At 71.7% G+C, this 19,992-nt stretch carries 18 protein-coding genes, 1 tRNA gene and 2 pseudogenes; 5 read left to right on the forward strand and 16 right to left on the reverse strand.

The genetic code is table 11. The annotated features are described in order from the left end of the window. The first annotated feature begins 135 nt into the window (after positions 1-135). Together B5557_RS06520 and B5557_RS45655 are read left to right on the forward strand one after the other, a co-directional pair. On the forward strand, positions 136-381 hold the full coding sequence (locus B5557_RS06520; RefSeq protein WP_180291478.1) for a hypothetical protein: 246 nt from the start codon (positions 136-138) through the stop codon (positions 379-381). Continuing rightward, on the forward strand, positions 365-499 hold the full coding sequence (locus B5557_RS45655) for a hypothetical protein (protein ID WP_269460205.1): 135 nt from the start codon (positions 365-367) through the stop codon (positions 497-499). Before B5557_RS06520 ends, B5557_RS45655 begins: the two co-directional genes overlap by 17 nt. Before the next feature lie 566 nt (positions 500-1,065). Here the strand turns inward: B5557_RS45655 and B5557_RS06530 are convergent. The 10 genes from B5557_RS06530 to tdh all read right to left on the reverse strand — a co-directional run bounded on the left by B5557_RS06530 (position 1,066) and on the right by tdh (position 8,934). Further along, positions 1,066-2,604 carry a serine/threonine-protein kinase gene (locus B5557_RS06530; RefSeq protein WP_079658221.1) on the reverse strand — a complete coding sequence of 513 codons (1,539 nt, stop codon included), beginning with the start codon at positions 2,602-2,604 and terminating at the stop codon, positions 1,066-1,068. Further along, entirely contained in the window at positions 2,601-3,395 is a 795-nt protein-coding gene (locus tag B5557_RS06535; RefSeq protein ID WP_079658222.1) for a serine/threonine protein kinase, read from the reverse strand. Before B5557_RS06535 ends, B5557_RS06530 begins: the two co-directional genes overlap by 4 nt. Before the next feature lie 95 nt (positions 3,396-3,490). Next, the gene (locus tag B5557_RS43550; protein ID WP_159424338.1) at positions 3,491-3,628 is read right to left on the reverse strand and encodes a hypothetical protein; all 138 of its coding nucleotides are present in this window, start codon (positions 3,626-3,628) and stop codon (positions 3,491-3,493) included. 309 nt (positions 3,629-3,937) lie between these two features. Next, positions 3,938-4,011, reverse strand: a tRNA-Pro gene (locus B5557_RS06540). Between the two features lie 108 nt (positions 4,012-4,119). Further along, entirely contained in the window at positions 4,120-4,479 is a 360-nt protein-coding gene (locus B5557_RS06545; RefSeq protein ID WP_079658223.1) for an MmcQ/YjbR family DNA-binding protein, read from the reverse strand. Between the two features lie 30 nt (positions 4,480-4,509). Further along, complete coding sequence (locus B5557_RS06550) at positions 4,510-5,031, reverse strand: GNAT family N-acetyltransferase (RefSeq protein WP_079658224.1); 522 nt, start codon at positions 5,029-5,031, stop codon at positions 4,510-4,512. After that, positions 5,028-5,612 carry a helix-turn-helix domain-containing protein gene (locus tag B5557_RS06555; RefSeq protein WP_079658225.1) on the reverse strand — a complete coding sequence of 195 codons (585 nt, stop codon included), beginning with the start codon at positions 5,610-5,612 and terminating at the stop codon, positions 5,028-5,030. Before B5557_RS06555 ends, B5557_RS06550 begins: the two co-directional genes overlap by 4 nt. Positions 5,613-5,661: 49 nt before the next feature. Further along, on the reverse strand, positions 5,662-6,564 hold the full coding sequence (locus tag B5557_RS06560; RefSeq protein WP_079658226.1) for a LysR family transcriptional regulator: 903 nt from the start codon (positions 6,562-6,564) through the stop codon (positions 5,662-5,664). A 49-nt stretch (positions 6,565-6,613) separates the two neighbouring features. After that, a complete protein-coding gene (locus B5557_RS06565; RefSeq protein ID WP_079658227.1) occupies positions 6,614-7,807 on the reverse strand; it encodes a glycine C-acetyltransferase in 1,194 nt (397 codons plus the stop codon). Positions 7,808-7,905: 98 nt separating this feature from the next. After that, positions 7,906-8,934, reverse strand: coding sequence for an L-threonine 3-dehydrogenase (gene tdh, locus B5557_RS06570; RefSeq protein WP_079658228.1), 1,029 nt, complete (start codon positions 8,932-8,934; stop codon positions 7,906-7,908). Between the two features lie 293 nt (positions 8,935-9,227). Here tdh and B5557_RS06575 point away from each other — a divergent pair, with 293 nt between their 5' ends. Further along, positions 9,228-9,833 (forward strand): GOLPH3/VPS74 family protein, encoded by a 606-nt coding sequence (locus B5557_RS06575; protein WP_079658229.1) that lies wholly within the window; start codon positions 9,228-9,230, stop codon positions 9,831-9,833. A 16-nt stretch (positions 9,834-9,849) separates the two neighbouring features. Here the strand turns inward: B5557_RS06575 and B5557_RS06580 are convergent, their stop codons facing one another. From B5557_RS06580 to B5557_RS46145, 5 genes and pseudogenes are all read right to left on the reverse strand, one after another. Next, the gene (locus B5557_RS06580; RefSeq protein WP_079658230.1) at positions 9,850-10,422 is read right to left on the reverse strand and encodes a GAF domain-containing protein; all 573 of its coding nucleotides are present in this window, start codon (positions 10,420-10,422) and stop codon (positions 9,850-9,852) included. Between the two features lie 61 nt (positions 10,423-10,483). Beyond that, positions 10,484-11,209: a GTP-binding protein gene (locus B5557_RS06585; protein WP_231976281.1), complete on the reverse strand. Its 726-nt coding sequence runs from the start codon at positions 11,207-11,209 to the stop codon at positions 10,484-10,486. Beyond that, entirely contained in the window at positions 11,187-11,558 is a 372-nt protein-coding gene (locus B5557_RS06590; RefSeq protein WP_079658231.1) for a DUF742 domain-containing protein, read from the reverse strand. The genes B5557_RS06585 and B5557_RS06590 overlap by 23 nt, the downstream gene beginning before the upstream one ends. A gap of 2 nt (positions 11,559-11,560) precedes the next feature. Next, positions 11,561-11,995, reverse strand: a complete 435-nt coding sequence (locus B5557_RS06595) for a roadblock/LC7 domain-containing protein (RefSeq protein ID WP_079658232.1) — start codon at positions 11,993-11,995, stop codon at positions 11,561-11,563. A gap of 1,268 nt (positions 11,996-13,263) precedes the next feature. Then, positions 13,264-14,727: pseudogene (locus B5557_RS46145) on the reverse strand (sensor histidine kinase); the annotation flags it as partial. 529 nt (positions 14,728-15,256) lie between these two features. Here B5557_RS46145 and B5557_RS45880 point away from each other — a divergent pair. Then, a pseudogene (locus B5557_RS45880) lies at positions 15,257-15,448 on the forward strand (hypothetical protein); the annotation flags it as partial. A gap of 551 nt (positions 15,449-15,999) precedes the next feature. Here B5557_RS45880 and B5557_RS06610 read toward each other — a convergent pair. Then, on the reverse strand, positions 16,000-17,973 hold the full coding sequence (locus B5557_RS06610; RefSeq protein WP_079658234.1) for an AfsR/SARP family transcriptional regulator: 1,974 nt from the start codon (positions 17,971-17,973) through the stop codon (positions 16,000-16,002). Positions 17,974-19,132: 1,159 nt separating this feature from the next. On the opposite strand from B5557_RS06610, the gene B5557_RS06615 reads away from it, so the two are divergent. Beyond that, complete coding sequence (locus B5557_RS06615; protein WP_079658235.1) at positions 19,133-19,801, forward strand: TetR/AcrR family transcriptional regulator; 669 nt, start codon at positions 19,133-19,135, stop codon at positions 19,799-19,801. Positions 19,802-19,992 lie beyond the last annotated feature (191 nt).

A 19,992-nucleotide genomic window follows, 5' to 3' on the forward strand; every position in this document is an offset into this window, starting at 1 on the left:
AACCGAGCTTGGCGCGAGCGCCGCCCTGACATTCGTCAGGACCGTCGGCCCGCTCCCCTTTCTAAGGTTCGAGTCGTCTTCCAGGCCTCGGCTGTACTGCGGGGCACCCTCCACAGACAGGAAGAGACGGCTTTCATGCGCTTGTTCCGCTCCACCCTCGCCACGGGTGCCGCCTTGTGTGCGATCACCACCGGCATCGTCCTCCTCCAGGCCCCGCAGCCGACCCACGCCTCGGCCTCCGACCACGAGGGCGGTGCACACGGCCTCCGCGACCACCCCGACCACGCCGGGGGTGACACCGACAAGCCCGCCGACGTCAGCCTCGGCAGCGTCCGCATCACGGCGTGGTCCGCTGCTCCGACTGGTGGTAGAGCCCGCTGACCGGCCCCGCTTCAAGTCCATCAACACGGACTGCCACGGCTCCATCCCCCCGCAGGAGGGCTGGTACGTCAACCTCACACCGATCAACTCGATCCATCTCAGGGAGCACCACCTGTGAGGCGCTGCCTTCTCGCTGCCGCCGCGCTCCTGCTGATCGGCGGCGCGGCAGGCTCCGCCGCAGCCGACGCCCCGGCCGGGCAGCCGGTGCGGCCCGCCGTCGCGTCCGTCGAGGTGCCCGCCGGCGTCAGCGCCGGGACTGCTGCTGGCGCTGGCCCTGTGGAACCGGGGCCCCGACTACACGGTGCCGGCCGCCGACCGGGCCTGGCTGGAGCCGATGCTGCGCAGCAGCAACGACACCGCGGCCAACAACTACTGGTCGGACAACGGCGGTACGGCGATCATCACCCGCATGGTGCTGCGCCTCGGACACATTCGACCAGCACTTCGGCGTCGCCGAAGCGTTCGAGAAACCGTGGGCGGTGAAGCAGGGCTGGGCGGGAACCTCGTACGAGAAGGGCACCTGCGGCACGGCGAGCACCGCGACCGCGACGGGTACGGCGAGCCCGGTTCCGGCCGCCGCAGCGGACGTGGACCTGAGCCGGCCCGCGCTGCATCAACTCGCCCGGCAACAAGATGCCGGACGTCAAGGACTGCTGAACGGCCTTGAGCGACAGCTCCGCTTCCTCACCGCTCGTAGTCGGCGAGGTAGCCGAGCACTTTGTCGACGTAGGGCCGCACGCGTGCGGGGACGCCGCCCTCCGTGATGACCGTGCGGTCGCTCGTGCGGTAGCCGGCCGCCATCAGCGCGGGAAGGTCCTTGGCGGGCATGTCGGCCTTCTTGAACTGCTGGTCGAGCCAGCACACGTACAGCGACATCGTGGAGATCGCGTCCGGCGGCGACCAGTATTCCTTGTCGCCGTCGCCGTCGCCGTCGACCGCCCAGGCCCGGAACACCGACGGCGTCCACATGGCGATGCCGTACTCCTCGCCGGCCGGGCGGGCCGCGTTCACGTCGAAACCGCTCTCCGCCTTGAGCATGGCGGCGAGGAACGCGGGCGTGACCTCCGCGTCGGTACAGCGGTGGGCCGCCTTCACGATGACCGGTCGCAGTGCCTCGGGTACGTCGGAGTCCTCCGGGATCTCCCCGGCGGCCGGGCTGTGCGCGCCGGTGACGACGGCTGGTGCACCCCGCCCCTGGTCGTCGTCTCCCCCGCCTCCGCCGCCCCCGAGCAGCGCGGCCCCGCCGATGGCGGCGGCCGACAGCACGGCGAGCACGGCGGCGACCGCCAGCAGGCGGCGCCTGCTACGCGGGCTTGCCAGTCGCTCGATGCGGGTGGACAGGCTCGCGGCGGTGTGGCGCAGTCGGCCGGCGTGATCGGGGGCCAGGCAGTCCTCGATGAGTCGGCGCCAGTTGTCGTCGAGTCCGGCATCCAGACGCAGTGGCGCGGTGCCCCGGGCGTAGGCCTGTACGGCGAGCGAGCGGGCGCGAGCGGTGGCGCCGGGGAACGGGTGGAGACCACCGGTGAGCACCTGGTGGGCCAGGACGCCGAAGGCCCAGATGTCGGCGGTCAGCCGCACCATGGTCCCGTCCACCCCGGTGCGCTGGGACCACCACTCGGGCGGCACATGATCGAGCGTGCCGAGCGGTGGCACATAGGCGTGGGTGCCCTCGAGTTCGGTGGCCAGGCCGAAGTCGGCGAGCCAGACCGCGCCGTCCGCGCCCAGCAGCACGTTGGCGGGCTTGAGGTCGCCATGCACCCAACCGGCACCGTGCATATGCGAAAGCCCGGCGGCCACCCCGCGCAGGACCCGCACGGCGTCCGGGATCGGGCGGCCTGTCGCGGCAGCGTCCAGCACCTGGCGCAGACTGGCCTCGGCCCGGTCCATCACGAGCGCGATGGCACCGTCCAATGCGGGCAGGTCCGGCGCGTCCACGGTGCACACGGCGTGCGTCCGTACGAGGTGGGGGTGGTCCGCCTCGGCACTGAAGCGCACCTCGCGCGCGACCAGTTCGCCGAGCGCGGCACGCTGACCGGGTGCCAAGGCGCCGGTCGGCAGCACCTTCACCGCCACGATCGTGCCGTCGGCGACCGCGCGGGCCTCGTACACGGTCCCCCAGCCGCCCGACCCGATGACGGCGTCCAACTCCCAGCCCTCGATACGGAAACCCGCCGGCAGACGCGGCGTTTCGAGAGCACCTTGCTCGGCGCCTGACGAGCTCATGCGCCGCTCTCCTGCGGGACGGGCCGTCTGCGGGACGGCAACAGGGCGAGGTGTTCCTCGCGCACCAGGCCGAAGCGCAGGGCGAGGGAGGCCAATCGAGCGCGCTTGGCGCCGGTGCGGCCGTTGGCGTCGGCTCCGGACTCGTCGCCGAGGTCCAGGCGCAGCTTGGCGAAGGCCAGGTAGTCGATGTGGTAGTTCACCGCGGAGCGGGTCAGACCACGACAGCTCTCCAGCGGGCGAAGTCGCTCCGCGATGTCCCCGGTGCCCGGCAGTACGCCGTCCGAGGGGTCGCGCAGCCGCGGCTCGCACAGGGCCACCAGCACCAGGAAGTACTTCGCCGTCGCATCGAGCGCGTAGGGATGCACGGTCAGCTCCCCGGCGCCGGGCGAGGACCGCTCGTCCAGATAGGCGTGCTGCGGGGCGAACACCTTGAAGTCGACGGTCCCACCCAGCGCGGGCAGGACGACTCTGGAGAACTCGAAGGGCACCGGCGCTCCGAGCCGACCTGGCGCGACGGTGATGTATTCGCCGGCCCCCTCCAAGTTCTCGACCGCATACGCGGTGTCACGGCTGAAGTTCGACAGCCGCCAGTAGTCCTCGGCCGCCTCCAGCCGTCCCGCCCGCCGGGAGATCCCGGGGTCGGACAGGACGATGGAGACTTCCCGGCTGCCGGGCAGCCCTCGCCCGAAGTCGGCCACGTCGCCCGGTCCCATGCGCAGCAACTCGGGCCCGTCGGCGTCGACTTCGCCCGGGCGTGACGGACCGGGCGGCTGCACAATGATCGTTTCCATACCGATGTTCCCCCGATGTGGTCGCCAGGATTGTAGAGGCGCTTCCGGTTTCCGCCGACCCGGTGCCTCCGTACGGGGCAGGGCGCATCTCTCGGTCACGGTCGCCGCTTCGCCGCCTCGTCCGTCCCACCCGACGCGCCCCGCGCAGTCAGCGCCGTGAAGGCGCCGATGGAGCATTCGCCACGGCTCGCCGGCTTCTGGTCAAAAGCCGCACACGTGACATCGTCGTCCATGCCCGGCACCGTATTCGGGCCGATTCCACGGGTGAGAGCACGAGGCACGTCCACTAGGACGATCGGTCGATCGTCTCGGTTCCCTGCGCGGGGCTGACCACTGCGGAGGTCGAGACCAGGGTCCGGACATGGTCGAACGGGTCGCGAGGTCCCTGGCGTGGAGGCTGCCATTGAGGAGATAAATCGGTTCATCACGAGGAAACACCCTGAATGTACTGGTCCCCAGCTGGTCCTCAGCCGGTCCTCACAAATGACCAAGAGGCTGTATCGGCATACTCCGATACAGCCTCTGACCTGCTACTTCGCAAGTCGGGACGACAGGATTTGAACCTGCGACCCCTTGACCCCCAGTCAAGTGCGCTACCAAGCTGCGCCACGTCCCGTTGCCCGTCTGACCTGGGGTTTCCCCTGGCCGAACGCGCATGGAAACAATACCGCACTCGGGTCGATGGTCGCGCACCCGTTTCTCCCGCCCCGGCCGCCGGTGCGCCTCAGTGCCCCTCGGGCATCCCCAGGTCCGGATAGGCGTCCAGCAGGCGCTGCGGGGCCGCCTGCCGCCAGGAGTCGGCGAGGATGTCCCGCAACTCGTTCTCGTCCTCGAGGGCGGCCAGCCGGGCGCGCACCCAGGCGAACTGGGCCTCGTGGTCGGCGATCCAGAACTTCCGGGGCTCGGCAAGCACCAGTTCGGCGCGCTCCTCCTTGGGGCAGCGCACGGCGAGGGAGGTCTCCTCCTCGGGCAGCGTGGCGAACATCTTGCCCGCAACCCGGAAGGTGGGCATGCTCCAGGCGATCTTCTCCGTGGTGTCCGGCAGGGACAGGGCGATACGGCGTACGTCTTCGGCGTCCGGCATGCTTCGCACCGTAGCGGCTGCCACTGACAGTCACCCGACGGCGACCTGTTTGTAGTAGAGGGTGGTGGGGCGGAGTACCCCGGCCGGGTCGGCGGCGTAGTCGGGGATCACGCCGGCCCTGGTCCAGCCGGCGGTGCGGTAGAGGTGTTCGGCGGGGCTGTCGGTCTCGGTGTCCAGGTGGAGCAGGGTGACACCGGACGCGGCGGCGGCCTCCTCGGCGGTGGTCAGGAGGGCGCGGCCGAGGCCCTTGCCACGGGCGTCCGGGTGGACCATCAGCTTGACGAGTTCGGCGCGGTGGCGGCCGTTGGGCTTGTCGGGAAAGGCCAGGCTGACGGTGCCGAGGACACGACCGCCGTCCCGGGCCGCCCAGATGGCGAGCCGTCCGGCGGCGACGCCCCGCGCGCGCTCCTGCCACCAGGCGAGGGCCTCGGTCCGGTCGAGCGGACGGAAGAAGCCGACCGAGGCGCCGCCGTCCACCGTGGCGATCAGCAGGTCGGCCAACTCCTCTACCTGGTCGAGGAGTCGAGGTGCGTCGAGGCGGGTGGCGGTCACGGCAGCACCACCGCCAGCACGTAGCGCACACCGTCGGATCCCGAGCACCGGAACCGCGTAGGCCCCCACACGCGCAGCCGCAGGCAGTCACCCGCGTCGAGGTGGTGTTCGACGTCCTGGGCCGTCACGTCGAGCGCCCCTTCGAGGACCCAGATGTGCTGTTCCAGTCCGGGTACGGGCGGCCGGTCGTACGCGATGTCGGCGCCCGGCCGCAGCCGTCCCTCGACGAGTTCACCGCGCAGTCCGGTGTGCGGCGGCGAGACGGACCGCCGTACGAAACCGGAGGTCCGGTCCTGCCACACCTGCTGGTCGGCCGCCCTGACCAGCAGCGCGGGCTCCGCCTCGATCTCGCTGAGCAGTTGGGACATGGTCCGTCCGTACACGCCGCACAGGCGGTTGAGGAGCGAGGCCGTGGGGCTGGTCTCGGCGCGTTCGGCCCGGGAGAGGGTCGACCGGCTCACCCCGCTGCGCTCGGCCAACTCCCCCAGGGACCAGCCGCGTTCGGCCCGCAGCTCGGCCAGCCGGGCGCCGAGCCGGGCGTCGACAGGATCCGGGGCGACCCCGGCGTCATCGAGTTTCATATACGGGACGGTATCCCACATATGAAACAGGCAGGTTACGGGCGGCGGTCTAGGTCCGGGACACCTCTTCCAGCGCGTCCAGCACGGGCCGGATCAACGGGTGCTCCTCCGCGCCCCGCCGTACGGCCGCGAAGACCCGCCGGGTGGGCGCCACCCCGTCGACGGGCCGTACGACCACTCCGGTCAGGTCCATGCCGCGCAGCGCCGAGCGGGGCACCAGGGCGACGCCCGCGCCGGCCGCCGCGAGAGCCACCACCGCCCGGAAGTCGTCGGAGGAGTGTTCGAGGCGGGGCTGGAAGCCGGCGTTCTCGCAGGCCAGGACGACCACCTCGTGGCAGGGGTTGCCGGGGTACGGGCCGATCCACGCGTCCTTGGCCAGCTCCGCGAGGGGAACCTCGGCATCGTCGGCCAGACGGTGGGCGACCGGGAACACCGCGTCGAAGGGCTCGGCGTACAGCGGGACATGCGTCAGCCGCGGATCGTCGGCGGGCGGGGCCCCTCGGTACTCGACCGCGACCGCGACGTCCACCTGCCGGTCGAGCACCATCGGCAGACTGGCGTCGCCCTCGGCGTCCTGGACACGGATCCGTATCCCCGGGGCAGCGCCCGCGAGACGGGCCACGGCGGGCGCGACGACCTGGGCGATGCCGGTCGCGAAGGCGGCCACCGTGACCGTGCCGGCCTTGCCCGAGCGGTACGCGGCGAGTTCCGCCTCGGCCCGCTCCAGCTGGGCCAGGACGGCGTTGGTGTGGCCGAGCAGGATCTCGCCGGCCGGGGTGAGGCGTACGCCCTTGGCGCCGCGCTCGACCAGGCGGTGGCCGGTCTCCTGCTCCAGAGCCGTCAGCTGCTGGGAGACCGCCGACGGGGTGAGGTACAGCGCGGCGGCAGCCGCGGTCACCGTGCGGTGGTCGGCCACCGCACGGAGGATGTGGAGCCGCCGCGCTTCGATCATGGGATCGATTATCGCAATATGTCCGGGCTACCCGGGCCACCCGGCCCGGTCAGCCCGCCAGCTCCGCCCGCGCCGCGACGAAGGCGTCCACGGCCCGGTTCACATCCGCCGTGGAGTGCGCGGCGGACAGCTGGACGCGGATGCGGGCCCGGCCCTGCGGGACGACCGGGTAGGAGAAGCCGATCACGTACACCCCGCGCTCCAGCAGCAGCTCGGCCATCCGGCCCGCCTGCGCCGCGTCCCCGATCATCACGGGGGCGATGGCGTGGTCGCCGGGGAGGATGTCGAAGCCCTCCCGCGTCATCCGGCGGCGGAACAGGGCGGTGTTCGACGCCAGCTTCTCCCGCAGGTCCCCGGCCGACTCCAGCAGGTCCAGGACCTTGAGGGAGGCGGCGGCGATGACCGGGGCGAGGGTGTTGGAGAAGAGGTACGGGCGGGAGCGCTGGCGCAGCAGCGCCACGATCTCGGCGCGGGCGGCGACGTAACCGCCGGACGCGCCGCCGAGCGCCTTGCCCAGCGTGCCGGTGATGATGTCGACGCGGTCCATCACACCGTGCAGCTCGGGGGTGCCGCGGCCGCCGGGGCCGACGAAGCCGACGGCGTGCGAGTCGTCGACCATGACCATCGCGTCGTAGCGGTCGGCGAGGTCGCAGATCTCGGCGAGGGGCGCCACGTAGCCGTCCATGGAGAACACGCCGTCGGTGACGATCAGCCGGCGGCGCGCGTCGGACGCGTCCTTCAACTGCCGTTCCAGGTCCGTCAGATCACGGTTGGCGTAGCGGAAGCGGCGGGCCTTGGACAGACGGATGCCGTCGATGATGGAGGCGTGGTTGAGGGCGTCGGAGATCACCGCGTCCTCGGGGCCGAGGAGCGTCTCGAAGACACCGCCGTTGGCGTCGAAGCAGGAGGAGTACAGGATCGTGTCCTCCTGGCCGAGGAAGGCCGACAGCCGGGCCTCCAGCTCCTTGTGCACCTCCTGGGTGCCGCAGATGAAGCGCACGGACGCCATGCCGTAGCCCCAGCGGTCGAGGGCCTCGTGGGCGGCGGCGATCACCTCGGGGTGGTCGGCGAGGCCGAGGTAGTTGTTGGCGCAGAAGTTGAGGACCTCGCCGGGCCGCCCGCCCGCGGTGACGTTGACGGTCGCGGACTGCGGGCTGCCGATGACCCGCTCCGGCTTGTGCAGACCGGCGGCGCGGATCTCGTCGAGGGCGGCGCGCAGGTCGTCGCGCACGGAGTCGAACATCTCAAAGCTCCTAGAAAAGCAGAGGACTTACGCAGATGGCTTACGCAGATGGCTTACGCGTAGGGCTGGTGGGCCGGCTGGTGCGGCCGGCTTGCGTTCTACGCGGTCCAGTCGAGGATGACCTTGCCGCCACGGCCGCTCGCCGCGTCGGCGAAGGCCGCCTCGAAGTCGCGGTAGCCGTACCGGCCGGTGATCACGGGGGCGAGGTCGAGTCCGCCCTCCAGGAGAACCGACATCGCGTACCAGGTCTCGAACATCTCACGGCCGTAGATGCCCTTGATGGTGATCATCGAGGTGACGATCCGGGCCCAGTCGACCGGGAACTCGGCGGCCGGCAGCCCGAGCATCGCGATCCGGCCGCCGTGGGTCATGTTGGCGATCATGTCGCGCATCGCCTCGGGCCGGCCAGACATCTCCAGGCCGATGTCGAAGCCCTCGCGCAGCCCCAACTGCCGCTGCCCGTCGGCGATCTGAGCTTCAGTCACATTGAGCGCCAGACTCACGCCGATCTTGCGGGCCAGCTCAAGCCGCTCCTCGCTGACGTCGGTGACGACGACGTTGCGGGCGCCGGCGTGCCGGGCGACGGCGGCGGCCATCAGCCCGATCGGTCCGGCGCCGGTGATCAGCACGTCCTCGCCGACCAGCGGGAAGGACAGGGCGGTGTGCACGGCGTTGCCGAACGGGTCGAAGATCGCCGCCACGTCGAGGTCGACGGGGGCGCGGTGCACCCAGACATTGGCGGCGGGCAGGGCCACGTACTCCGCGAAGGCGCCGTCGCGCCCGACGCCCAGGCCCACGGTGGCCCGGCACAGATGGCGGCGCCCGGCGAGACAGTTGCGGCACTTGCCGCAGACGAGGTGGCCCTCGCCGCTGACCCGGTCCCCCACCTGGACGTCGACGACGTCACGGCCCGTCGCGACGACCTCGCCGACGAACTCGTGCCCGAGCACCAGCGGGGTGCGGATCGCCTGCTGCGCCCAGCCGTCCCAGGACCGGATGTGCAGATCGGTGCCGCAGATGCCGGTGCGCAGCACCTTGATCAGCACGTCACCGGGCCCGACGGCGGGCTCCGGGACGTCCGCGAGCCACAGCCCGGGCTCCGCCTTCTCCTTGACCAGCGCCTTCAACGCAACGGCTCCTGTGGTGAGGGCCCGGGCGCGGGCAGGCCGAAAGGCCCCGCGGCCGGGAAGACGTGTGGATTCGCCCAGCAATCTGCCGCACTCGGCCCTCCCGGGTCCATCGAGCTTTTCTTAAGCGCCGCCACAGCTCTGCTTCACACGGGTGGCCCGCTGCCCCGCGCTCACTGCCCCGGACCCGCGCCCCTTACCTCTCTTCCCCCCCACAGCACGCCGGGGACGCCGGGGCGTGTCACCCTGGATGACGACCCTCACGAGGCCGGCCCACCGACGGAGAGCCCCTGATGACCACAGCGCGGGACCTGATGATCGTCGCGATGGACGTGACGCCCGTGCGCCCCGTCGGGCAGGGCGATCTGTCGCTCGCCCTCGCGGGCGCCGAGGCGATCGACCTGATCACGACCGAAGGGCTCGCCCTCGACGGCGACCTCCTCGTGCCCCGCCTGCCGCCGGCGTCGGACGATCCCCTCCTGGACGAGGCCGCGTCCGCGCTCGTGCGGGCGACGCCGTACGAGTCGGTCGAGGACTGGCTGTGGCGCCGCGGCCGCGGCCTCGCCTCGGCCTACGGCAACCGGCTGGAGGCGGACGGGCTGATCGGCCGGCCACGACGCCACTGGCTCTCCGTCCGGTCCGCGGGGGCGGAGCCGGTGGAGTCACCGGCCCGTCGCGAGGCCACCGAGCGCTGGGAGGCTGGGGAACCGGTCCTCGCCGCGCTGGCCGCCGCCGTCGGTCTGCGCGAGGAACCGGCCGACGGCTTCCCGGACCTCCCCGGCGAGGCGGTCGTGACGGTGGTGGCGGCGGTCGGCGACGCGGTGGCGGAACTCGAGGCCGTACGGCAACGGCGCACCATCGAGGACGCGGCCTTCGACAACATCTGGCGGGCCCCCTGACGGGCGTGCGCCTCCCTCACGGCGTGTGGGGGCCGTCGGCCTCCCGCCGTTGGAGCTGTCCGGCGAGGTCGGCGGCCGTCGACTTGATGGTCTCCAGGCCGGCCTTCCCCCACGGCCGGGGCGCGAGGTCTGCGACGCAGACCGTGCCCAGCACCATGCCGGTCGAGTCGATGAGCGGGGCGCCGAGATAGGAGCGGATGCCGTACTCGTCGACCATCGGGTTGCCCGCGAAGCGCGGGTAGTCGCCCACGTCCTCCAGGACCAGCGCCTTGCGCCGGACGACGACGTGCGGACAGTAGCCGTAGTCGCGGGGCAGTCGGCGGCCCACCTCGGGTTTGCCGCCGCGGGCCGCCCGGCCGCCGGCCGGGGTGTGCAGCCCGGCGAAGAACTGCCGTTCCTCGTCTGGGAAGTTGACCATGGCGTACGGCGCTCCGGTCACCTCGGCGAGGCGGTCCGCGAACGCGTCCAGGGCGGGCTCCGGCCGTCCCCCGAGGCCGAGTCGGCGCAGCCTCCGGGCGCGGGCGGGGGCCTCCTTGTCCTCCGGGGTGAGCAGCAGACGACCGGCCGGGCGCGGCGGGTCGTAGCTCATGGCCGGGCTCCGTCGCTGGGGACGTAGGTCATATGCGGCTCCGGGGCGTTGGGTGCGGGCGTCACATGTGGGCGCCGCGGCTCGGCTGGGGTGCGGCCGGTGCGTGGGCGATGAGGTGTTTGACGAGGGTGAGCAGGGTCTGGACGCCGGAGGCGGAGATACGGGCGTCGCAGCGCACGACGGGGATGCCGGGGTCCAGGTCGATGGCGGCGCGCACCTCCTCGGGGGCGTAGCGGTGGGAGCCGTCGAACTCGTTGATGGCGACGATGAAGGCGAGCCCGCGTTCCTCGAAGAAGTCGACGGCCGCGAAGCACTCCTCCAGGCGGCGGGTGTCGGTGAGGATGACCGCGCCGAGGGCGCCCTCGCACAGCTCGTCCCACATGAACCAGAACCGCTCCTGGCCGGGTGTGCCGAACAGGTAGAGGACGTGCTGCGGGTCGAGGGTGATACGGCCGAAGTCCATGGCGACGGTCGTCTCGACCTTGTTCTCGATGCCGTCGAGGTTGTCGGTCGCGGCACCGACCGTGGTGAGCAGCTCCTCCGTGCTGAGCGGCGCGATCTCGCTGACGGCACCGACGAAGGTCGTCTTGCCGACTCCGAACCCGCCCGCGATCAGGATCTTCAGGGCGGTGGGAAAGGGGTCGGGGCCGCTTTCGTGCGCTCCGTGGTCGTCGTGGTCGTGGTCGTGGTCCGCGCCGTATGCGCCGGGCTTGCGGTGCTCGCCGTGGTTGCGGTGCTCGCCGTAGGTGCGGTGCTCGTCGCGCTCAGAGCTGTCGTCGTAGTCCATCGAGCACTGCCTCCAGAAGGGCCCGGTCGGTAGGGATGTGGTGGTACTCGGGGGGCTTGGTGGTCAGCGCCCCGCAGTCGAGGAGGTCCGACAGCAGCACCTTGGTGACCGCCGCCGGCAGCTTCAGATGGGCCGCGATCTCGGCCACCGACACGGGGGCCCGGGTCAGCTGGAGCGCGGTCGCGTGTTCCGGGCCGAGATAGCCGAGGGGGGTCGCCCCGGTGGCCATCACCTGCGACATGAGATCGAGGGCGACGCTGGGCCTGGTCCGGCCGTTGCTGACCGTGAACGGGCGCACCAGCCGTCCGGCCGCGTCGTCGAGCCAGGGCCCGTCCTCGGCCGCAGCCACGCTCAAGGCCCCATCACCGAGGGTTCGACGGCGTGCTGCCGGGGTGCGGTCGTCAGATACGGGCGGACGCTCTTGACGAGCATCGCCATCTCGTAGCCGAGCACGGCCGCGTCGGCCTCCCGGCCGGCGAGCACGGCGAGGCACGTGCCCGAGCCTGCGGTGGTGACGAACAGCAGGGTCGCGTCGAGTTCGACGACGACCTGCCGTACGTCTCCGCCGTCGCCGAAGCGGACGCCGGCGCTGCGGCCGAGGGAGTACAGGCCTGAGGCCAGGGCGGCCATGTGATCGGCGCTGTCTGGGTCGAGGCCGTGCACCGACTTCACGAGCCCGTCGCAGGAGAGCAGCACCGCGCTCATGGTGTGCGGTACGCGCTGCACGAGGCCGCTCATCAGCCAGTCGAGATCGGATACATGGCCGGTCGGCGCATCGCTCGCCATGGCGGATCGACTCCTTGGGGTACGAAGGTCTGCGGAAGCGCGGGGGGTGGGGGCGGCTGTGGGGGTGGCTGTGCTGAGAGTGCTCATCCGGCTGGTGTGCTCCCGTCGTGCCGGGCGGTGGATTGTTCGGTACCGGGCAGGTCGAGCCCGTCATGCGCGCCGTACGCCTCGGCTATGCGGGGCGGGGCGTGGTCAGAGGCCGGGTGCGGGGTGGGGGGCAAGGCGTCCGACGGATGCGACCGCGGGTACGGCGGCTGTCCCGGCTCGTCCGCCTCCAGGCTCTGCTGGGCCTCGGCCAGGCCGATGCCCCGCTGGAAGGCCGCCATCAGACCGGGGTCGTGGCCGACGGGCTGCTCGGCTTCCTGGCGTGGGGCCGGGCCGCCGCGCAGTTGGGGCACGATGTGCTCCTGGGCGCGACGGCGGGGCAGTTGGGGCTTGCCCATGGTGCCGCGCACGGCGCCGACGCGAGGGGTGGGCACGATGCCCGCGTGTTCCTCGACGACGGGCCGGTCGGCCTGCCGGATGCCGGGCACGGCCTCGGCCGGGTTGGCCCGCGTCTGGCGTGCGCCGCGGACGGGCAGGGGCGCCGGGCGGCTTCCGCTCCCGTGCGGCGCGTCCGGCCGGCCCGGCCCCGACTCGGTGGGCACCTCCACAGGACCCCCGGCGGCAACGGACCGCCCCTGCGGGACCACGGCCGCACGACCGGTGCCCGAGGCGCCCTCCGGCGACGCGTACGTCATCTGCGCCCGCCCCGACCCCGAGGTCCGCCCCCCACCCGAGTCACCGGTTACCGAGGAACCCTCCCCCCACGCCGACCCGGCCAACGCCCCGCCGCCGACCCCGACCCCCCGAGCCGAGCCCGACGCCTCACCCCTATCGACAGCACCCTGCACCCGAGCCGAGCCCGACGTCCCACTCCAATCGACGGCACCCTGCCCCTGAGCCGAGGTCCGGGTCTCTGCCTTGTCAACAGCACCCTGCGCCTGGTCAGAGCCTGAGGGTCGCGCCGCGGCGAGGCCGCCCGGCACCTCAGCCAAGCCCGAGGACCGGCCCGCTTCGCGAGCACCCCGGCCTCGGGCCGAGTCCTGCGGTCGGCTCATGTCGCGTGCATCTCGCCCCTGAGCCGAAGCCTGCGGTCGGCTCACGGCGCCGGCACCGGCGCCCGAGGACCAACCTGCACCCGCCAACCGGTCTGCGTCACCAGCGCCCTGGGGCTGACCCGAACCCGCCAACCGGCCCGCGTCAGCAGTACCCGGCACCGCGGCCGAGCCCAAGGAACGGCCCGCATCGCCAGGGCCCTGGGGCCTACCGGGACCCGGAGGCCGGCTCGCATCGCCGACGGCCGGAACCCGGGCCAGGCCGCGCGCCGCGCCCATATCGCCGGGAAGCCGGCCCCGAGTCGAGTCCTGTGGGCAGGGGTGAGGGGCGGGTGGCAGCGGGGGCCGGGGGGCTGCGAACGGCGCGAGGGGGAGGCCTGCGCCGTCGGTGTCCGCGGCCTCGGCTGCGGTCCCGGGGGCGACGGAGGCCGGCCCCAGTAGGGCCTGGGGGACGACGAGGACGGCCTGGACGCCACCGTAGATGTTGTTCTGCAGGCGCACCCGGATGCCGTGCCGTCGGGCGAGTTGGGAGACGACGAAGAGGCCGATGCGGCCGTCGGCCAGCAGACGGCCGACGTTGACCTGGTCGGGGTCGGCTAGCAGGGCGTTCATCCGGGCCTGTTCCTCGACGGGCATGCCGAGGCCGCGGTCCTCGACCTCGACGGCGAGCCCGGAGGTGACGAGGTTGGCACGCAGCAGCACCTGGGTGTGCGGGGCGGAGAACACCGTGGCGTTCTCGACGAGCTCGGCCAGGAGGTGGATGACGTCGGCGACGGCGTGGCCGCGCAGTTCGCCGTCGATGGGCGGAACGAGTTTGACCCGCGAGTACTGCTCCACCTCGGCGATGGCGGAGCGCAGCACCTCGGTCATGGAGACGGGGTTGCTCCACTGCCGCCGGGAGACGGCCCCGCCGAGGACGGCGAGGTTCTCGGCGTGTCGGCGGATGCGGGTGGCGAGATGGTCGACGTGGAAGAGGCCCTTGAGCAGGTCGGGGTCCTCGATCTCGTTCTCCAGCTCGTCGAGGATCGAGATCTCGCGGTGCACCAGGGACTGAAGGCGGCGCGCGAGGTTGACGAAGACCTCCAGTTTCTGTTCGCTCCCGGCCTGGCTGGACAGCTGGGAGGCCTGCACGACGGCGGTGACGGCGCCGTCGTGGGCGCGGGAAAGATCGGCGGCGAGCAGTTCGAAGTCGTCGGCGTCGGGGCCGGGCGGGCCGCCGCGCGTGGTGCGCTGCGGCGGGACCTCACCGCGGCGCAGCGCCTCCATGACGGCGCGCAGCTCGGCCTCGCCGCGCGCGGTGCCCCGGCGCAGGGCCACGATGCGGTCGCTGACGGAGCGGGCGGCGCGGTCGGCGGCCACGGCGGCGATCACGATGCCGACACCGGTCACCGCGACCGCGCCGGCCAGCACCGCCCACAGCGTCGCGCCGGGCCTGACGCCGGTGGAGCGCACGGTGAACAGGACGACCGCGCAGGCGCTGAGGGCGACCGCGGTCGGGGGGAGCACGGCGAGCCGCAGCAACTGGGGCCGTATGTGTGTCTCGGCCGGCGCTGGTGCGGTGCGGGCGACCGGCCGCCCGTGCCGCCCGCCATCGCGGCGGTCTGCGCGGGCGGCGGGTGCGCGGAGGTGAGACATCGGTGTCCTCGTGCTGGTCCGTCGAGCCTGGCTGTCGGTCGGGAGAGCCAAGAATTCGGCCCGGTGTCGCCCGACGGCCACTCACAGTAGTCGGCAACGCATCATGTGCGGTGGGCAGTTGACAAAGTCTCACGGGGAGCGTCCCGCTCTGGTATGAGGCTTCGTACGGGAGACCGATAAATCCATGAGATCCGGGACGCGATCAGGAAAGAAGTCGATCAGAGCTGGTCAGAGATGATCCCAACGGAGCGGCGCGGGCCGGGGAGTCCTGCTCCGTCGGCCCGCGCCGCCGAACCTTCTGTCGCCCCGACGGGCCCGCCGGAACGGCCCCGGGCGGGCTATTCACCTCAGGCCGAACCCACGGAATGTCACGCACCGTATCGGCCATGGCCTTGACTCTCGGACGTTCTCGTACGGCTGCCCGCCTTGCCGCTGCGGGTTCGGCTGCGTCCGCCCGGGGGCCGTGCCCCAGTACGTCCCCGCCGGGCCGGGGCCCGGCTGCTCGCCGACGCCCGTCGGGACGCGGACCATGGCGAAGGCGCTCTGGGCAGGCGCCGGCGGCGAGCGAGAAGGGAATGATGGGGCGGTGTCCCAAAGCGATGCACCCCGCGGCCCCGTCGGCCGACCGCCCGTGACCTCCCGTACGCAGATCCTGAGCGCGGCCCGTCAGCTCATCGACCGGGACGGCTGGGAGAAACTGACCATCCGTCGGCTGGCCGCCGAGATCGGGATCGGGGCCACCACCCTGTACCGCCACGTACAGGACAAGGAGGACCTGCTGTTCCTCCTGATCCAGGAGTACGCGGACCAGATTCCGCACCCAGGACTGCCCGGCGAGCCGCGGGACCGGATCGTCGCGGCGCTCACCGCGGTCCATGACGCCCTCGCGGACCGGCCGTGGGCCGCCGAGGTCCTCACTACACGGTCGGCGAGATCCTCGTCCGCGCCCACTCCGCCCCTCGGCGGGCGGGCAGCGAACGTCCCGCCGACCGTGACGCCTTGTCCGGCATCCTCAACGCCTCGCAGGTGCCGCGCCTGGCCGCACTCGGCGACCGGTGGCCGACGCCGGACTCGCGGGACGACTATCCGCAGGGGCTGCGGGCCTTCGTCGACGGACTGCTGGCACAGGCCACGGCGGCGCGCCATCGTCCCGAGGTCGCTGATCGCCGGGCACCGTCGGGCGTCGCACGTCGCACGTCGGGCGTCGGGCGCCGGGCGTCGGGCGTCGGGCGTCGGGCGACACGAAGGCCTGATCGGGCCCGGTCGGTCTGCTCAGAACGAGACGGCGCGGGCGCCCTGCCAGTCACCGGCCCGGGCCGAGGACCGTGGCTGCGCAACGGGTGAGCCCAGTTGGACGAGCCGGGTCAGGGCCTCCTGGCGGCGGGCCAGCGGCTCGCGCTCCGCGCACTCGGCGGCATAGACGGCGATGAGGCTGTGGAAGCGGTACTGGTGGCCGGGTTCCTCCTTCAGCAGGTGGTTGGCGGTAAGCAGCGAAAGCAGTCGGCGGGCGGTCTCGCGGTCCGTCTCGGCGAGCGTCGCGGCGATCTGCACCGTGAACGGACCGCTGTACAGGCCCAGATGACGGAACATCCGCGCCGCGTCCGCGGGTAACGCCTGGTACGACGCCTCGAAGACGCTGCGCATGCTGGCCGCCGCGTCGTCCTTCACGGCGAGTCGGTCGAGCCGGCCGGGTTCGGCCGCGTACTGCTCGACGAGCGCGGTCAGCGGCACGCCGGGGTTGGCCGCCAGCCCGTCGGCGACAATGCGCAGCGCGAGCGGCAGTCCCCCGCACAGCGCCACCAGGCGTGCGGTGGCCGCTTCCTGTCCCTCGAGCCGTCCCCCGCTGAGACCGGCGAGGAGACGCGCCGACTCCTCGTCGGCCAGCGGGGCGATGGTGAACAGGTGAGCACCGTCCCGGGCCGCGAGCCCGCCGAAGCGCTGCCGGCTGGTCGCCAGGACGCAGGACGAGCCCCGGGGGATGAGCGGCCGCAGCTGGTCGGCGCTGAGCGCGTCGTCGAGCACGACCAGCATCCGCTGACCGTGCAGCAGGCTCCGGTAGAGAGTGGCGCGGGCTGCCAGTCCCGGAGGGATCCGCGAGGCGTCGACTCCCAGACTGCCCAGGAGCTGGCCCAGCGCGTCCGCCGCGCTCACCGGGCGGCCCTGCAGTCCGGTGCCGTGCAGATCGACGTACAACTGGCCGTCGGGGAAGCGGTCGATGAGCCGATGCGTCAGCTCCAGCACGAACGCCGACTTGCCCACACCGGCCGGGCCGTCGACCACCGCCACCGGAGTCGTCGCGCCGTGCCGTGAGCTCTCGTCGTCCAACACCGCTGCCAACTGCGCCAGTTCCCTGGTGCGTCCGACGAACCCGCGGGCCAGGGGTGGGAGTTGCACCGGCTTGGGGGTTCCGCGGAAGGCGGTTTCGCGAACGGCGGGCAGCACGGGTTGGGCGTCCGGGCCGGGGGAACGCAGTTCCGGATGCCCGGACAGGATCTGCTGGTGGAGGTTGCGCAGGTCGGCGCCGGGCTCGATGCCCAACTCGCTGCTCAGCAGCTGGCGGGTCTCCTCGTACACCCGCAGGGCGTGGGCCTGTCGTCCGCTGCGGTACAGCGCCAGGATCAGCAGCCAGCGCAGCTTCTCCCGCAGTGGCTCCTCGGACACCGCGCCCGTAAGGTCGGTGACCATCTCGGCGTGCCGTCCGGCCGCCAGCATGTCGGCGGCCCATTCCTCCACGGCCGTCAGCCGCAGGTCCCGCAGCCGGGTGCGCTCCATCGAGGCGAAGGGGCCGGGGACTCCGGAGTACGCCTCGCCGTGCCAGAGCGACAGGGCCTGTTCGTACCGGCGCAGGGTCGCGTCGGCGTTGCCCTCGCCCCGTGACCTACGCGCGTCACTATGACTGCGGACGAAGAGAGTGGCATCCACGTCCGAGGGGTCCAACCGCAGGCAGTAGCCGCCGGACTCGGAGGTGAGCACCGCCCCGGCCGCTCTCCTGTCGCGCCCGGGCTCCAGCGCCCGGCGCAGGCCGCCCACATAGGTGTGGACGCCGTTGGCGGCCGTCTGCGGCACATCGCCGCCCCACAGGGCGTCCACGATGTTCTCGACGCACACGACGTCGTTGGCGCGGCTCGCGAGCAGGCCCAGGACGGCCCGCTGTTTGGGCGGGCCCAGCGCCACCTCCACCCCGTGCCGCCAGGCACGCACCGGCCCCAAGAGCTGTATGCGCAGCTGTGCTGCCGTGGTGGCCATGGATCATTCGCCTCCTGAAGTGGTGTTCCGTCCGTGGTCCGTGTCGGCTCCCGCGCCGTCAGCGCGGGGGGACGGACAGGGCGGCTATTCCGCCGGATATGGACCGGCCATCGGGTTCGTTGTATGCCACATGCGCGATAAAAATGTCGGAGGTGATGATTCCGGTTGTGGTAGCGAGAGGCTTTCGTCGCGTCTCCGCGACGGCCGTGCGGTAACGGCTTTCCATGTCTCTCCTTTGAGTACAGGCAGTCGCGCCGAGGACCTTCACCCGTGGGGCGCATTCAGAACAAGGCGTCCCTTATGAGCGGACCTTATTTCATGATCCGCGAACAGAGGAAAGAGGACGCGCCGTTGCGTCGCGAGGTTGCGACAGCGGCACAGGCCAGGAACCAGTGAATGAGCAGGCAAACCGAGAAGGGGACGCGTCGAAAGATTCAGGCCAGAGTGACAGGAAACCGCCACCACCTGCGGGAACCCACGCTGCGGCCCCTCGGCACCGTGAACCGCCGCGGCCGGAATCGAAGCCTCACGAATGCGCATGAATGCGACACTTGCTATGCGACGGAGGCGGCCTGATCATTCGTCGGAGTCGACGTCGGATCAGCCGGGGAGTTTGGCCGGATCAACACCGTTCGCGGGGACAGCGGCGGCCGGGCACACTCTCACATGCCGCCGATTTGACCGGATGTTCACGCATCGCCGTCAGCACGTCGAAGTTGCCGAGTAAACCATCCGTCAGAGATTGGCTGGCCACGTTTCCCCCGCATATTTCACTCTTAGGTGTACGCGTAAGGTCACAGTAGCGGGGGCGTGGTTGATTGTCACCCCCGACCCGTTTTCGGCGCCCCTGTGCCTCCGGCATGTGCCGTGCGACGCCATGGCTCGTGAAAGGCCTCTCTCGGGGCCACCACCCGTCGGGCTCGGCCCCACCGCCGATGCGTCTCGGCTCCGCCACCCGTCGAGAGCCCGACGACCCCCTCGACCGGTCGCGAGGACAGCGGTTACGGCATCGGCGGTACACCTGAGGGCTCTGCGAGACTACGGTCTCGCCGCGCACCCCGGCAGACACCGCTTTCCGGCACTGGTGCGCCCTCGGTCGGGCCCGCGCCGCCGTCGTGCACATGCCTCGGTCGGGCCAAGAACAGAGAAAGCTGGATCCATGCAGTCCCGGAACCACCAACGCAGCACACCCGAACGGGCCCGCCTGTCACGGGAGTCGATCCTCGTCGCCGCGCAGCAGATCGTCCGTGAGGAGGGGGCCCAGCACCTCACCATGCGCCGCCTGGCCAAGGAGATGTCCAGCACGGCCATGGCCCTCTACCACCATGTGCGGGACAAGGACGAGCTGCTGATGCTCCTGCTCGACGCGCACGCCGAGAGCTTCCCGCGGCCCGAACTGCCCGAGGATCCACGGCTGCGTCTCCTCGAGTGCGCCCAGGTGCTCCATGACATCCTCGCGGACTGCCCCTGGATCATCGAAGTGCTCGCCTCCGACACCTTCGTGAGCGTCTCCGCGCTGTGGATCGTGGAGAGCATGATCGATGCCGCGATCGGCTGCGGACTGACGCAGGAAGAGGCCGTGTACGCCTACCACGTCATCTGGCATTACACGATCGGTGAGTTGATCGTGCGCTTCAACCGCGAGCGCGCGCAGAGCGAGGCCAGGAACCCGCCCCGGCGCGAGCGGGCCATGGCCGCGCTGGAGGCGGGGGCGTTCCCACAGCTCGCCCGACTGGGCGGCCGATGGGAGGAGTTGACCACGGTGGACCAGCACCGCCGGGGGCTCGAAGCCGTCGTCGACGGACTCCTCGCCCGCAGCGCCGACTGACCTCGGTACACCTCAGGAAGCCGGCCGCCGCATTGGCCGTCCGAAGCTTTCGAGGACCGTGCGGTATCAACGTCAAGTCGTGAGAAATTCACATACGAATGCCCGGGACGGGCGCTCACAGCGTGGGCTATATTCCGATGAAATGTTCATGGAAGTGGTGGGTGAATTCGGTACGGAAGCGGTGCAAGGAC

The sequence above is a fragment of the Streptomyces sp. 3214.6 genome, assembly GCF_900129855.1.
In the GTDB taxonomy this organism is placed as follows: domain Bacteria; phylum Actinomycetota; class Actinomycetes; order Streptomycetales; family Streptomycetaceae; genus Streptomyces; species Streptomyces soliscabiei.

Coding starts and splice junctions, on each gene's coding strand:
- B5557_RS06520 (WP_180291478.1), top strand. CDS start 136: ATGCGCTTGTTCCGCTCCACCCTCGCCACGGGTGCCGCCTTGTGTGCG.
- B5557_RS06530 (WP_079658221.1), bottom strand. CDS start 2,604: ATGAGCTCGTCAGGCGCCGAGCAAGGTGCTCTCGAAACGCCGCGTCTG.
- B5557_RS06535 (WP_079658222.1), bottom strand. CDS start 3,395: ATGGAAACGATCATTGTGCAGCCGCCCGGTCCGTCACGCCCGGGCGAA.
- B5557_RS43550 (WP_159424338.1), bottom strand. CDS start 3,628: ATGGACGACGATGTCACGTGTGCGGCTTTTGACCAGAAGCCGGCGAGC.
- B5557_RS06545 (WP_079658223.1), bottom strand. CDS start 4,479: ATGCCGGACGCCGAAGACGTACGCCGTATCGCCCTGTCCCTGCCGGAC.
- B5557_RS06555 (WP_079658225.1), bottom strand. CDS start 5,612: ATGAAACTCGATGACGCCGGGGTCGCCCCGGATCCTGTCGACGCCCGG.
- B5557_RS06560 (WP_079658226.1), bottom strand. CDS start 6,564: ATGATCGAAGCGCGGCGGCTCCACATCCTCCGTGCGGTGGCCGACCAC.
- B5557_RS06565 (WP_079658227.1), bottom strand. CDS start 7,807: ATGTTCGACTCCGTGCGCGACGACCTGCGCGCCGCCCTCGACGAGATC.
- B5557_RS06575 (WP_079658229.1), top strand. CDS start 9,228: ATGACCACAGCGCGGGACCTGATGATCGTCGCGATGGACGTGACGCCC.
- B5557_RS06580 (WP_079658230.1), bottom strand. CDS start 10,422: ATGAGCTACGACCCGCCGCGCCCGGCCGGTCGTCTGCTGCTCACCCCG.
- B5557_RS06585 (WP_231976281.1), bottom strand. CDS start 11,209: ATGGACTACGACGACAGCTCTGAGCGCGACGAGCACCGCACCTACGGC.
- B5557_RS06595 (WP_079658232.1), bottom strand. CDS start 11,995: ATGGCGAGCGATGCGCCGACCGGCCATGTATCCGATCTCGACTGGCTG.
- B5557_RS06610 (WP_079658234.1), bottom strand. CDS start 17,973: ATGGCCACCACGGCAGCACAGCTGCGCATACAGCTCTTGGGGCCGGTG.
- B5557_RS06615 (WP_079658235.1), top strand. CDS start 19,133: ATGCAGTCCCGGAACCACCAACGCAGCACACCCGAACGGGCCCGCCTG.